This window comes from Bacillus cereus group sp. BfR-BA-01492 (assembly GCF_022662815.1).
GTDB lineage: Bacteria > Bacillota > Bacilli > Bacillales > Bacillaceae_G > Bacillus_A > Bacillus_A cereus_BD.
Window position 1 is genome coordinate 150,386 of record NZ_JAKUEH010000002.1, and the last position, 13,302, is coordinate 163,687.

Genomic DNA, 13,302 nt, shown 5'->3' on the forward strand with positions numbered 1-13,302 from the left:
GTAGTCATTCATATTTTAATATTACTGACTATTTAAAATATTGTCAATCCTATATTTTCAAAAAGAAAGGGCCTTAGCCCGTTTGTTCCTCCTCTTTCTTTTTTTGCTCTTCTTCAATAAGAGCTCGTCGTAAAATCTTACCAACTGTTGTCTTTGGTAATTCACTTCGAAACTCATATACTTTTGGGACCTTATAAGCAGCTAAATATTTACGAGCAAATCGATCCAATTCTTCTTCGGAGCAAACTTCATCTTCTTTTAAGACAATATAAGCCTTTACAGTTTCACCGCGATACGGATCAGGAATTCCGATTACAACCACTTCTTGTACTTTATCATGTTCATATAGTACTTCTTCTACCTCGCGTGGGTACACATTAAAACCACTGGCAACTATCATATCTTTTTTACGATCTTTCACATAAAAAAAACCTTCTTCATCCATATAACCAACATCACCCGTATGCAACCAGCCATCTTGCAATACTGCTGCTGTCTCTTCAGGTTTCTTCCAATACCCTTGCATAATTTGAGGGCCTTTGACCACAATCTCACCAATTTCACCTGGCGGCAATATTTCTCCTGTTTCAAGCGATACAATACGCGCATCCGTATCTGGCCACGGAACACCAATACTTCCTGACACACGTTTTTCCCATAGAAAATTACTATGAGTAACCGGTGATGATTCTGTCAGTCCATAGCCTTCTACTAATTTACCACCAGTAATCCTTTCGAACTTCTCCTGTACTTCTACAGGTAATGGAGCAGAACCACTAATACAAGCACGAATAGAAGATATATCATATTCTTTTAGAAGCGGACTATTTAAAAGAGCAATATAAATGGTCGGAGCGCCCGGAAATAGCGTAACTTTATGCTTCTTTATTGCTTCAAAAACCATTTTCATATCAAACTTTGGAATGAGTACCATTTTATACCCTTGCATAATACTTAAATTCATAACAGCAGTCATCCCGTATACATGGAAAAACGGCAGCACACCAAGAACAACTTCCTCCCCTTCTACACAATTATATAACCAATGAATTCCCATTAAAGTGTTCGATACAAGATTTTTATGCGTTAACATAACTCCTTTTGGAAATCCTGTCGTCCCCCCCGTATATTGTAAAAGGGCTAGATCATTTTCAGGATCACAAAGTATATCTACCGCTGTATCACGCTCCTTTTCGACTGCATTCCATAGGTGAATCATATGGCTTTCTTCAACTTTTACGATGAGATTTGTTTGCTTCCTTTGAATGAATGGATAGATAAGATTTTTAGGAAATGGTAAGAAATCAGCAATGCGAGTTACAATGATATGTTCAAGTTTTGTAGTGGATTGAACGCTTGCAACCTTTGGAAATACGAAATCCATACAAAGAATGACCTTCGCTCCAGAATCGTGTAGTTGATACTCTAGCTCCCGTTCTGTATAAAGAGGGTTCGTTTGTACAACAATCCCCCCTGCAAGTAGCGTTCCATAATATCCTATGACAGCTTGCGGGCAATTGGGTAACATAATCGCTACTCTATCACCTTTTTTCACTCCCAGTTTCTGAATAAAGTTTGCAAACTGCCTCACCTTGCTATTCAATTCTGAAAAAGTAATATCCTTCCCTAAAAAATGAAGCGCTTTCTTTTCTGGGTATCGTGAAGACATTTGCTCTAAATATACATGAAGAGGCTGCGTATCATAAGCAATGGTATGTGGAATTTCCTCTGGGTAATACTGTAACCAAGGCTTTTCCATTCCTATTCCTCCTTTCATTTTCATAACTATAAAATGAATGCCCATTCATGATGATTGTTTTCATTATATTATAGCCATAACTTCGTTACAATCATAATATTCTGACTTTTTCGCAACTATTCGATACTTTTTCTTTATGTACTTGTTCCCCTATTCGTTCATTACAATAGAGGGAACCTAGTTACCTAATCTTTCTAATTCTAAGTCAAGTCAACTCAATCTAATAATCGTCAAAACGGCTCCAGGGGTACTAGTTGATAAAGTTGCAACAGCCAATAGTCCAAATAGCTGCAAACTAATCGCGTCACCAGCCGCAAGCGTTGTAATAATTGTCGCGCTAAATGAAGTCGTTGCCACTAGTGGGGAATTAATGGTTCCCGCAAGCGGTGAGCCATTAACAGTAATTCGAGAACTTACTAATAACGAAGCTGTTATATTAATTGTATATGAAATATAGTAGTTCCCTGCACTTGCAACAGTAAATACGGTATTCCCGCCAGAAACAGTAATACCTGGACCAATATTTTGATTATTTGGAAGCGGTACATTCGTTCCACCAAGAAGAACAGATATAACGCCACCAGATGTATTATTGGCAAAAGCGTACGTTGCCGTTACACTAACACCTGTCGGACCGGTTGGGCCGGTTACTCCTGCTATTCCCGTTGGACCAGTTGGACCCGTCACTCCTGCTATTCCCGTTGGACCGGTTGGACCCGTCACTCCTGTTGCTCCCGTTGGACCAGTTGGACCCGTCACTCCTGTTATTCCCGTTGGACCGGTTGGACCCGTCACTCCTGTTGCTCCCGTTGGACCGGTTGGACCAATTTTAGGAACCGTCCCATCGCAGCTAAAACAACATGAATGAATATATGTTGTTTTATTACAACCACAATTTGTATGAAAATGATTGTACCATTGAGACATGGTGATTCCTTCCTTCATTTTTTATCTTTAACATACACTCTAGTAACCGAATAAAACGTTAGCTGATTCGGTCTACAACCAATCTTTTATACACAACAATTTATTCCCTATATCCTAATAGTTATTAGATGCAGCTAATTCTATTTTTGCTTATACTTTTGTCTTTCTTTTTAACGAATCCGCTCTTCTTCAACATTACTTCCTAAATATGTGAACATACTACATCAATGTGGCATAAAATGAATCTTTCATCGGTCCTCACCAATCGGGCTTTTACAGGATAAAATAAAAAAGAAGGAAAAATGTCTCCTCTCGTGAATTTATCATTTGAATAACCATAGGGGGGATAACATGTTTCAAACAATTGAGGGCTTTTTAAAAACATGGAAATACGAGGCTGATTCTACACAAAAAGTATTAAATGCATTAACTGATGAATCGTTAACACAAGAAATTACGCCTGACCATTGGACTTTAGGTAGAGTTGCTTGGCATATTGTTACGGCAGTTCCTGTTATGCTATCACGTACAGGATTAACATTTGAAGGCGCAACAAAGGATTATCCTGTTCCAACTTCTGCAAAAACAATTGCGGAGAATTATCGTAAAGTAAATGCATCATTTGTTGAAGCGATTCAAACACAGTGGACTGATAAAGATTTAGCTACAATAAATGACTTCTTTGGGCGTCCAATGCCTAATTCTATCTTTTTAATGACTTTAATCAACCACCAAAATCATCATCGTGGTCAAATGACTGTACTTATGCGCCAAGCCGGTTTGAAAGTTCCTGGTATTTACGGCCCTGCAAAGGAAGAATGGGCAGCTGCAGGAATGGAAGCTCCCAAAATGTAATAACGGAAAAAGACAAGGGATTGAGAACCTTGTCTTTTTCTGTAACTTGTTTCATGTGGAACTTTACAGTGCATCTTCATTCTCAATATTTCTAATTCCATAATAAGCAATCATAATGCCAATAGCCGCAAGCGCGAATTGAAGTGGCAAAAAGGTTGCTAATGAGAACTCTGGTTGACTTTGACATGCGATCATCACAACAATTAAGGAAGACAAAACCGTTGTTGGAACAGAATGTTTACGCATACCAAAATACAATGGAATTAAACCTGCTCCTGCAGCTGCAATGGAAAAAGGAATCACTTTTATCCCTTCTTGCATCAACTCCGCTATCGTTATTGTATTCGGAATAACTAGCATATAACGATTCAAAATAAAGAAGACACCTATTACAAAAATATTGGATAAGAAAACTGTTACAAACGTTAACGTTGCCGTGATTAATAACTTACTAGCAATGATTTTTTTTCGATTAATTGGATAAGAAAACATAAGTAATATTGTTTTGTTTTTATATTCTTCAATTACTAGTTTTGCAATTAATACTCCTGCAAAGACAATAAATGTTCCTCGCACCATTGCACTAGCCATTGAAAGCATCATTTGAGGATTTCTTAGTTCTACATCTCCTTCAATTTGTGACACATAGCTTACAAAAAACAACAGCGCAACCATCACTATATTTGCGATGATCGCTCCCTTCACATACCACCCAAGCTTACATTTCTTCATTTCTAGCTTCATAAGTTGCAACATTTTCTTCACCCCTGCTTCTATTTTAAAAGCATTCTCATTCCAGTTATAATGATATCTACTACCCTATCGCCATTAAAAGTAAAAAAACTTTCTGCTCAGGGCGTCTGTAATATAAAATTCCTCCGATTAAAAGGGCTATAATCCCTCCTATTAGATTAAGTATCAACAAATCCATAATCAGTCCCCCTGATTCTATTTATTATTCTGAACACTGCTTCTATTCCTAGCAAAACAATACTTAAAGTAAACCACTGATCTTCTCATACATATCGATTTATGAGTAAATCAAAGAAAATCAAAGTCATGAATTTATATTTATAGTTCCTTGTTTACTTAAAAGCTCCACTTTATTTAATGCATCACCAATCGTACCTTCTTTTAGCTTTTCCGTATTCGTCTTTTTCTTAAACCCGGCTAAATTCACTGTTATATCGGATGAATTACTACTAGCCGTAATCTTTAATGAAGTAGGTGCTTTATTATAAGACACTACGATATCTCCTGACTTCGTCTCTATAAATAATGACTTTTCTTCCTTTATATCTTTAATGGATACTTCACCATCTATTGAAGTGGCTTTCAGCTTAGAAGTGGTTACATTTGTAATGTAGTTATCACCAATAGTAGAAGATACAGATAGTTCTTCTACTGAGCTATCTTTTAAACTGAGTTCCCCCTCTTTTGATGAAAACTTCCCTTTTTCTGCGAATAGCCCTTCAATCTTTTGCACTCCCGATCTATTTGAAAATACAACATTTTTAGTCTTTATATCATTTATTTTTATATCACCAGAACTATTATTCAAAGTAATTGTATCTACTCCAGCCTTTGGAATAGAAATATAAATAGTACCTTTCTTTCCAAAGCTGAATCCTTCAATAAATCCTCCTTTTTGATCTTGTTGATTTACTATCATTTTCTTCCCATCATTTTTAATCGCTACAGGGGCATTCTTCTTATCTTTTTGTTTCCCTTCAGCTGTGATTGTTACTTTTTTGGATTCCGTATTTTTAAACTCAACATTCCAACTTTCATTATTTACTTCTATTTCTTCCACACTATCTACTGCAAAAGAAATTTTCTTTTCAAAACTCTTTCCTCTTACTTCCTTGAGACTAAAAACTATACCAACAACTACAATTATGAAAATAGCGGCTACTATCATTTTCTTCACTTTTTATTCTCCAGTTCATTTTAGTCGTGGTCATATCTTTCTTTACGATACATCTGTTTTATCAACTTTACGATACGAAAAATAACTAATGAAAAATCCTAATATACAAAGCACAATTGGTACAATTATAAAATCAAATAAGCTCATGGAACTATTTGCATCACCAACGGATCCATTCACTAAAAATCCGATAATGGTAGCGGAAGTAATGGTTGTCGGTGTTGATTTTTTTCTCATACCAAAATATAAAGGAACTAAACTGATTCCCGCTATCATAAATCCGTTTATAAAGGTAGCAGGAATGGTAGCAATGATATCACTTATCGTAACAGGCACTTCAAGTAAACCCATGATTGGATTCAAAAAGAATAACAATATACTAATTAGAAATGTAGCCATAATTGTACTTATAAAGCAAAATCCAAAAACGATTGCCAATTTAGCTTGTATCAACGTTTTTCGTTGTAACGGATACACGAACAATAATTGCATTGTTTTATTCTTATACTCATCAATAATTAAGCGCGACAACATAACAGCTGCAAAAATGATAAATGTGATTCTAATAAAAATATTTGCTAAAGACATGAATCCAGCATAATCAGAGAACATGACATCCTCTTCAACTTTAGATCCCCATGCCATAAGGCTAACAACAGCAAAAATGGCTACGATACAAATTGCAACACTTGTAAGATAACGAGATAAATGATGTTTTCTCCACTCTAGTTTCATAAGTTTTAACATAATTGTTTCCTCCACTAATTGTTCTCTTTCTACGTTGACAAACTTCTTTTATTTATACAAATCTACTTGTTCAATTTTCCTTATCGCTCTATACGCAATAAACAACCCTACACAAGCTAGCGCAAGAGGAATCGCGATAATATGAAATAAAGAATATTCACCATTTATACTTGACGTTACAAGACACATAATGATAATTGCTGATATAAACGTTGTACGTACTGAATAGTTCTTCATCCCGAAGTAAATGGGAATTAAGCTAATTCCAGTTGCTGCTACTGCGTGTACAAATAGCATAATGGCGTTTTTACTAACGATTGCTAGCGTGAGTGATTCTGTAATAACTGGTTGATATAAATTCAATATATAAAAAAGACAAAAAACAATCGCTTCAGAAATGAGAATAAGAAGCAAGGTAACGATCATAATAATACACATTTTAGCCATCATCATTTTTTTACGATTAATTGGGTACATAAACATAACTGTCATTGTTTTCGTTTGAAACTCTTGAATAATAAATTTTGCAATTAAACTCGCGCCAAACATAATATAGATTCCTCTCATAAAAATATCAATGAATCTAAATACTTCATCATAATGTGTAAACTCACCATCAAACATAAGTAATATTACAAATAGAGAAAAAACACATATCGCAATAAGCGCCCCTCTTATAATCGGCCACAACTTAAATTTTATAAGTTCAAGCCTCATTAAATTAAGCACGAATACCCTCTCCATTCACAATATTTAAAAAATACTCTTCTAATGAACTATGTTTTTTGTTTATACTTTCAATTTCCACATCATTCATAATTAATGTTTTAGAAATTTCTTGCTGCGTCACTGTCATTTCATACACACGAATCATATTTCCACTCATTATTTTGTAATTCGTTATGTGAAGTTTATTTTCTAACATGTAAGCTGCACGCTTCACATCTGGAACCGAAATTTCAATATACTCCGTTTGTTTTCCATTAATACTCTTCATTGAAACTTCTTTTATCAATTTTCCATTTTGAATGACCCCAATTGTATCTGCCATTTGCTCCATTTCTCCTAAAATATGACTAGAGACTAATAAAGTCATTCCATATTCTTTACAAAGCATTTTTAATAAGTCACGTAATTCCCTAATCCCGACTGGATCTAAACCATTGATTGGTTCATCTAAAATTAGTAACTCCGGCTTCGTTAAAATGGCTCTTGCAATTCCTAATCTTTGTTTCATCCCTAATGAAAAGTCTTTTACTTTCTTATTCTCCACGTTTTGTAAATTGACAAGATTTAACGCCTGCTGAATTCCATTCTTATCGTAGTAACCCATATATTCACAATGAAGATATAAATTTTCTTGAGCTGTTAATTTTTCATAAAAAATAGGGTACTCGATAATCATTCCCATACGTTTTAACACTTCATATGATGTACCTGTTAACTTCTCGCCAAAAATTTCAATATCTCCGCTCGTTGGTTTCATTAAATTTACAATCATTTTCATAATCGTTGTTTTACCGGCACCATTTGGTCCTAAAAACCCGTAAATTTCTCCTTTTTTCACATGCATATTTACGCCCGAAATTACTTCTTTTCCTTGAAACACCTTTGTTAACTGATTCGTTTTTAATATATATGTCATTTCATTTTCTCCTTTCGTATCACTTTATATTTCTAGCATAGACAATGAAGGTCTCTTTTTTCTTACCCCTTCCTTACAAATTCCTTACGTTCAAAAAAAGCTTGTAGAATCCTATTTCTACAAGCTAAAAATCGATTTTTCTCAGCATAATCGTAAATACTGTTTTTTCATACGGCTTACTAAAAAGGTGAATTTCTCCCCCTAAAGCTTCTACCAGTCGTTTTGTAATCGTAAGACCAAGACCACTACCTTGATATAGTCGATTCCTTGAATCCTCTAACGTATACATACGCTCAAATACTTTATCAATATGCGATTCATTAATTCCTTTACCGCGGTCCCATACATCAACATATACATATCGTCCATCATCTCTTAACGTAATACCAAGTATTTTTCCATCATATCCATACGTAATGGCATTGGATATTAAATTATTTAATACACGACCTAATACTTCTGCATTCCCAAATGCATACATATTTTTCTCCGGTATATCAATATGTACCTCAAACCCTTTAGTCGTTATTAAATCATAAAACGTTAAAATCTTTTCTCGGCACACTTCATTCATATTCACCTTTGTTATTTCAATTGCTTTATCTCCAGATTCTAATCTCGCCAAATCAAAGAATTTATGGATAAGTTCCATTACTTCTAGCGTTTTTACATGTACCTTTTCTAACAGTATTTGTTGTTCTTCTTTGTTCATCGTTTTATCTTTATTTAACATTTCCGTATATCCAAGAATAACAGTGAGCGGCGTTTTCAAATCATGAGAAATGTTAGAAAGCATCTTTCTCATTGAAATTTCAACCTTCGCATGATTCGCATTTGTTTTTTGTTTCGCATCTAATAAATGATTAATTGCTACTAATAATTGTTGTAGTTCTTTATCATCCGTTACAACTAATAATTTCTCACCAGTTTGTTGCTTTATAATATTCTCTAATTTTTCATACGTATAACGTATATTCGCACTCTTGCTTTTCCCTATTCTATATTGAAAATAAATGACACCTAATAATATAAAAATAACAATCATGAACAGAAAAAACATGCTACATCACTTCCAACTTATAGCCAATTCCCCATAATGTTTTAATATATTCTGGATTGGATGGATCTGTTTCAATTTTCTCACGTAACCTTCTCATATGAACGTTAATAACATTATCATCGCCATAGTATTCTTCATTCCAAATGAGATTATATATTTGTGCTTTTGTAAATACACGATTTTGATTCTTTATGAACAATTTTAAAATTTCGAATTCTTTTAAAGTGAGTTTTAACCGTTTTTCTTTTTTATGCACAGTGAAGTTAATCAGATCTATTTTCAAATCACCAATCTCAATCATTTCTTCTTTTTGCTCCACAACTGAATACTTTGTAAATCTTCGAATACTTGCCTTTGCTCTCGCTGCCAATTCAATCATAGAGAATGGTTTGCAAATGTAATCATCTGCACCAAGTCCTAACCCCACCGCCTTATCAACATCTGTATCTTTTGCGGACATCATTAAAATTGGTACAGCGCTTTTTTCGCGAATGATTCTCACAACTTCTAAACCATCTAGCTTTGGCATCATAATATCAAGAATAATCAAGTCAAATGTTCCATGAAAAAATTTCGCAACGCCTTCATCTCCATCAGAAGCAATTGTAACTTGAAATCCCTCTTTTAATAAATATTTCTCAACCATTTCCTGAATCGAAATGTCATCTTCTATTAATAAAATATGATGTGGCATGCTCCTATCCCCTTTTTACAAACATTAACAATTTTATTGTATCGTAACTGCTATAAAGTGGAAAGAATTATATGAATGTGCAAACCAACTTCCTTTCCTTCTCTAACAATGATATGATGAAATTCGCGACTCATGTTTGCAATGTACTTTATATAAAGGAGACTCACTATGTCAGAAAATAAAAAAGTAAGCTTGGCTGATTTAATGCGCAAGCAACTTGCGAAGAAAAAGCAAGGAAACAAAAATGGAGCAAGTATGAAAAATAAAGACCAGGCAACGAAAAAATTACAAAGTCAACAAACAAAAAAGCCAAATAATCAACGTAGACGTACAGGTGTATAAATGAACAGGCAAAAGCGAGCGAATATTTCACCTGGTCTAGAAGTAGATATTGTCTTAAAGAAAGATCAACGGACTGGCACTCTCACTCGAGGGATTGTAAAAGATATTTTAACAAACTCACCATCTCATCCACACGGGATTAAAGTTCGATTGCAAGACGGACAAGTTGGCCGCGTGCAGCATATTGTCCAATAAAAAAGAAGCTCATTTACGATTGAGCTTCTTTTTTAGGATTATCCTTTAAGCTTTTCAATAAAGACTACTTTTAAATAGTTACCTTCTTTAAATTGATCGATTGTACGGAAATCTTCTGGTAAGGAATGTTCTTCTAAAATTTTATATTTACCATTCATCTCTTTAAAAGCTGCACTGATAAAGCCTTTAAATTTTTTCATATCAAATGTACTACAGTTTGTAGAAGCAACGATGATACCGTTGTTTTCTGTAATGGCAATTGTTTCTTTTAATAAGTTTTTATAGTCTTTTGCTGCACTAAATGTATATTTTTTCGAACGTGCAAAGCTTGGTGGATCTAGTACAACCATATCAAACTTCATCTGTTTCTTCGCTGCGTATTTAAAGTAATGGAATACGTCCTCCACGATAATATCTTGTGCTTCATAGTCAATGCCATTTACGCTAAATTGTTCAATTGTTTTACTTAAACTGCGATTTGCTAAGTCGACACTTGTCGTTTTGATTGCTCCTCCAAGGGCCGCGAATACGGAGAACGCACCTGTATAAGAGAACATATTTAAAACCGTTCTGCCCTTTGCATACGTATCACGAATTTGTTTTCGAACGTTACGCTGATCTAAAAATACCCCTACCATTGCACCATCATTTAAATACACCGCAAAGTTTACACCGTTCTCTTTCACTAAAAGAGGGAATTCACCGCGCTCTCCTATTACAAAGTCATCTTCTTCAATATATTTTCCTTTTGTATCAAAGCGCTTCTTCTGATAGATTCCTTTGAAATTTGCTACCTTTTGAAGGGCTCCAATAATTTCATTTTTAAAGGAATATATCCCTTCGCTATACCAGCTAATCACATAAAACCCAGCATAATAATCAATGATTACACCGCCAAGACCATCACCTTCACCATTTACGACACGGAATGCTGTTGTATCATTTGATTTATAAAAACCTTTTCTCTTATGTAACGCTGACTTTATTTTTCGTTCAAAGAAAGCTTGGTCAATGTGTTCTTGCTCTTTTCTCGTTAAAATCCAACCATATCCTTTATTTTGCTTACCGTAATATCCTTTTCCAAGAAATTGATTTTTCTCATCTAATATGTTAAGAATCGTTCCTTCTTCTTGTATGTCATTTACATTTTGAATTGCCTCTTTTAAAATAAGTGGATAGCCACTTTTCAATTGTTTTATAAATTTTGGTTTTATTTTCACAGCAACTTCAGATCTCATATAATGACTTCCTTTCTATTTAAATGCTTTCTAATGGATTAGGAAGCACGAAAAACGAGGCTGAAAAAGCAGCCTCGTTTCACTATACCATATTATCACTTTGTAAGTACAACAAGCTCCTTCTTCAAAACACTCCTGTCGCTTACTTCTCTATCACAACTGCTCTCTTTTGAAACATAGACACAATATATCCGACAAACATACCAATGATTCCCGGAATTAGCCAACCCATTCCAACGCTATAAAGTGGTATTTTTTCTAAAATAGGTGCAAGTGTTACAAATTCAATATGAGCATTGTGTAAACCATCAAACAGGCTAATTGCAAATGCTCCTATCATACCTCCTACGTACATTGCTAATGGAATCGGAATATAATTTTCAACAAGAGATAAGATAATCAACACAATCCCAATTGGATACAGTGTAATTAAAATTGGTAATGCTAATGCAATGAGCTGTGTTAACCCAAGGTTTGCTACCATAAATGCTAATGCACAGAAAATAAAAATGACTGTTTGATAAGAAAGCTTTGGTAGTAATCCTGAAAAGAACTCTCCGCACGCTGCAACGATTCCAACAGATGTTGTTAAACATGCCGCTGCGATTGCTACACCTAGTAATAAAGTGCCATATCCACCAAATAAATGATGAACAATATTTGTTAAAATCACACCACCATTTTCCCCCATTCCGAGAGAAACACTAGAAGCTCCTAAATAAGCAAGCGCTAAATAAATAAGAAATAAGGCAAGTGCAGCAACGATCCCTGCAATAATTGTCACTCGTGCAATACTTTTCTTATCTGTAACACCTTTTCCTTTTAACGTATTCACAACGACATTTCCAAAAACAAGCGCCGCTAATCCATCTAAAGTTAAATATCCATCAATAAACCCTTTGAAAAGTGGATCTTTATAAGTTTCAGTCGGTGCACGAAACTCTCCAATTGGAGAAATCAATGCTTTCACAACAATAATTGCAATAATCGCTAATAAAATCGGTGTTAATACTTTTCCGATGCGTCCCACTAATTTTGATGGGTTCAATGCTAAATAAAATGTAACAGCAAAGAAAATAAATGTAAATATAACAAGTGGATACTTTGCACCAGCTACTTCAGTTGGTAAAAATGGAGCAACTGCCATTTCATAAGCAACTGTGCCTGTACGTGGTACACTCACAAATACACCTAAACATAAATAAATCGCAACGATGAAAACAAGTGCAAATAAAGGATGTACACGACCTGCGAGTTTATTAATATCTCCTTTTAAAGCAATCGCGATGACTCCTAGTAATGGAAGTCCCACACCTGTAATGACAAACCCAAATAACGCAATCCATACATTTGTTCCAGCCCCTTGTCCTAATGCTGGTGGAAAAATCATATTTCCTGCACCAAAGAAAAGTGCAAATAACATTAAACTGATTGCAAATATTTCAGATACCTTTAAAGATGACTTCACTTTCATTTACCTCCTTAAAAACAGAATATTCAGAAACAAAATTCATTACATACCCTTTTCCATATCGTCCTTCCTTTACAAAAGAACGCAAAAAACACCCGTCCCTAACAAAGGGACGAGTGTTGAAATCGTGGTTCCACCCTTATTCTAATAAAATGAATGTATAACAAAAAATTCATTTTATAGCTCGTGTAAATTGATAACGGTTTTATCCGCCAAGAATTACAATGCACATGCAGTTCACTCTTGAAGTTTAGAGGTGGTAAGTTTATCTTTTCGTATTAGGAAGCTCACAGCCTAAGGCCTCCCTCTCTGAGAATCGTAAAAAATAACTCATGTCCTCATCATTACTTTTACAAAATATATTGTCGAAACTTGTTGTTTTTTATTATATGGGCTATTTGAAAAAAAAGCAACAGTTTTATTTTTTCTGATAAAAAAC

14 protein-coding genes and 1 other annotated feature are annotated in these 13,302 nt (G+C 34.6%); of the genes, 3 read left to right on the forward strand and 11 right to left on the reverse strand.

Going from position 1 to position 13,302, the window contains the following annotated elements:
- Positions 1-73: 73 nt before the first annotated feature.
- Entirely contained in the window at positions 74-1,759 is a 1,686-nt protein-coding gene (locus MR063_RS03925) for a long-chain-fatty-acid--CoA ligase (RefSeq protein WP_242193500.1), read from the reverse strand.
- A gap of 210 nt (positions 1,760-1,969) precedes the next feature.
- A complete protein-coding gene (locus MR063_RS03930; protein ID WP_242193502.1) occupies positions 1,970-2,686 on the reverse strand; it encodes a BclA C-terminal domain-containing protein in 717 nt (238 codons plus the stop codon).
- 351 nt (positions 2,687-3,037) lie between these two features.
- Here MR063_RS03930 and MR063_RS03935 point away from each other — a divergent pair, with 351 nt between their 5' ends.
- Entirely contained in the window at positions 3,038-3,541 is a 504-nt protein-coding gene (locus MR063_RS03935; protein ID WP_242193508.1) for a DinB family protein, read from the forward strand.
- Positions 3,542-3,604: 63 nt separating this feature from the next.
- On the opposite strand, the gene MR063_RS03940 is transcribed toward MR063_RS03935, so the two are convergent.
- The 7 genes from MR063_RS03940 to MR063_RS03970 form a co-directional block, all read right to left on the reverse strand.
- The gene (locus tag MR063_RS03940) at positions 3,605-4,297 is read right to left on the reverse strand and encodes an ABC transporter permease (RefSeq protein ID WP_242193510.1); all 693 of its coding nucleotides are present in this window, start codon (positions 4,295-4,297) and stop codon (positions 3,605-3,607) included.
- Positions 4,298-4,598: 301 nt separating this feature from the next.
- Positions 4,599-5,471, reverse strand: a complete 873-nt coding sequence (locus MR063_RS03945; protein WP_242193511.1) for a DUF4097 family beta strand repeat-containing protein — start codon at positions 5,469-5,471, stop codon at positions 4,599-4,601.
- Between the two features lie 42 nt (positions 5,472-5,513).
- A complete protein-coding gene (locus MR063_RS03950; RefSeq protein ID WP_242193513.1) occupies positions 5,514-6,218 on the reverse strand; it encodes an ABC transporter permease in 705 nt (234 codons plus the stop codon).
- A gap of 48 nt (positions 6,219-6,266) precedes the next feature.
- A complete protein-coding gene (locus MR063_RS03955) occupies positions 6,267-6,935 on the reverse strand; it encodes an ABC transporter permease (RefSeq protein ID WP_242193514.1) in 669 nt (222 codons plus the stop codon).
- Between the two features lie 4 nt (positions 6,936-6,939).
- Positions 6,940-7,863 (reverse strand): ABC transporter ATP-binding protein, encoded by a 924-nt coding sequence (locus MR063_RS03960; protein WP_242193515.1) that lies wholly within the window; start codon positions 7,861-7,863, stop codon positions 6,940-6,942.
- A 124-nt stretch (positions 7,864-7,987) separates the two neighbouring features.
- Positions 7,988-8,923: a sensor histidine kinase gene (locus MR063_RS03965; protein ID WP_242193517.1), complete on the reverse strand. Its 936-nt coding sequence runs from the start codon at positions 8,921-8,923 to the stop codon at positions 7,988-7,990.
- A 1-nt stretch (position 8,924) separates the two neighbouring features.
- A complete protein-coding gene (locus MR063_RS03970; protein ID WP_242193518.1) occupies positions 8,925-9,617 on the reverse strand; it encodes a response regulator transcription factor in 693 nt (230 codons plus the stop codon).
- Positions 9,618-9,785: 168 nt separating this feature from the next.
- Between MR063_RS03970 and MR063_RS03975 the strand changes: the two genes are divergently transcribed.
- Together MR063_RS03975 and MR063_RS03980 are read left to right on the forward strand one after the other, a co-directional pair.
- A complete protein-coding gene (locus MR063_RS03975) occupies positions 9,786-9,959 on the forward strand; it encodes a hypothetical protein (protein ID WP_242193519.1) in 174 nt (57 codons plus the stop codon).
- On the forward strand, positions 9,960-10,154 hold the full coding sequence (locus MR063_RS03980) for a YwbE family protein (RefSeq protein ID WP_242193520.1): 195 nt from the start codon (positions 9,960-9,962) through the stop codon (positions 10,152-10,154). It begins immediately after the preceding gene.
- Positions 10,155-10,192: 38 nt separating this feature from the next.
- Here the strand turns inward: MR063_RS03980 and MR063_RS03985 are convergent, their stop codons facing one another.
- Together MR063_RS03985 and brnQ6 are read right to left on the reverse strand one after the other, a co-directional pair.
- On the reverse strand, positions 10,193-11,392 hold the full coding sequence (locus tag MR063_RS03985; protein ID WP_242193523.1) for a class I SAM-dependent rRNA methyltransferase: 1,200 nt from the start codon (positions 11,390-11,392) through the stop codon (positions 10,193-10,195).
- 142 nt (positions 11,393-11,534) lie between these two features.
- The gene (brnQ6, locus tag MR063_RS03990) at positions 11,535-12,860 is read right to left on the reverse strand and encodes a branched-chain amino acid transport system II carrier protein BrnQ6 (protein ID WP_242193525.1); all 1,326 of its coding nucleotides are present in this window, start codon (positions 12,858-12,860) and stop codon (positions 11,535-11,537) included.
- Positions 12,861-12,968: 108 nt separating this feature from the next.
- Positions 12,969-13,217, reverse strand: a binding site (T-box leader).
- Positions 13,218-13,302 lie beyond the last annotated feature (85 nt).

What these genes read in the sequence shown, in the direction of transcription:
- MR063_RS03960 (WP_242193515.1), bottom strand. Translation starts at nt 7,863, where the DNA reads ATGACATATATATTAAAAACGAATCAGTTAACAAAGGTGTTTCAAGGA.
- MR063_RS03925 (WP_242193500.1), bottom strand. Translation starts at nt 1,759, where the DNA reads ATGGAAAAGCCTTGGTTACAGTATTACCCAGAGGAAATTCCACATACC.
- MR063_RS03965 (WP_242193517.1), bottom strand. Translation starts at nt 8,923, where the DNA reads ATGTTTTTTCTGTTCATGATTGTTATTTTTATATTATTAGGTGTCATT.
- MR063_RS03935 (WP_242193508.1), top strand. Translation starts at nt 3,038, where the DNA reads ATGTTTCAAACAATTGAGGGCTTTTTAAAAACATGGAAATACGAGGCT.
- MR063_RS03930 (WP_242193502.1), bottom strand. Translation starts at nt 2,686, where the DNA reads ATGTCTCAATGGTACAATCATTTTCATACAAATTGTGGTTGTAATAAA.
- MR063_RS03950 (WP_242193513.1), bottom strand. Translation starts at nt 6,218, where the DNA reads ATGTTAAAACTTATGAAACTAGAGTGGAGAAAACATCATTTATCTCGT.
- MR063_RS03970 (WP_242193518.1), bottom strand. Translation starts at nt 9,617, where the DNA reads ATGCCACATCATATTTTATTAATAGAAGATGACATTTCGATTCAGGAA.
- MR063_RS03980 (WP_242193520.1), top strand. Translation starts at nt 9,960, where the DNA reads ATGAACAGGCAAAAGCGAGCGAATATTTCACCTGGTCTAGAAGTAGAT.
- MR063_RS03940 (WP_242193510.1), bottom strand. Translation starts at nt 4,297, where the DNA reads ATGTTGCAACTTATGAAGCTAGAAATGAAGAAATGTAAGCTTGGGTGG.
- MR063_RS03975 (WP_242193519.1), top strand. Translation starts at nt 9,786, where the DNA reads ATGTCAGAAAATAAAAAAGTAAGCTTGGCTGATTTAATGCGCAAGCAA.
- MR063_RS03955 (WP_242193514.1), bottom strand. Translation starts at nt 6,935, where the DNA reads ATGAGGCTTGAACTTATAAAATTTAAGTTGTGGCCGATTATAAGAGGG.
- MR063_RS03985 (WP_242193523.1), bottom strand. Translation starts at nt 11,392, where the DNA reads ATGAGATCTGAAGTTGCTGTGAAAATAAAACCAAAATTTATAAAACAA.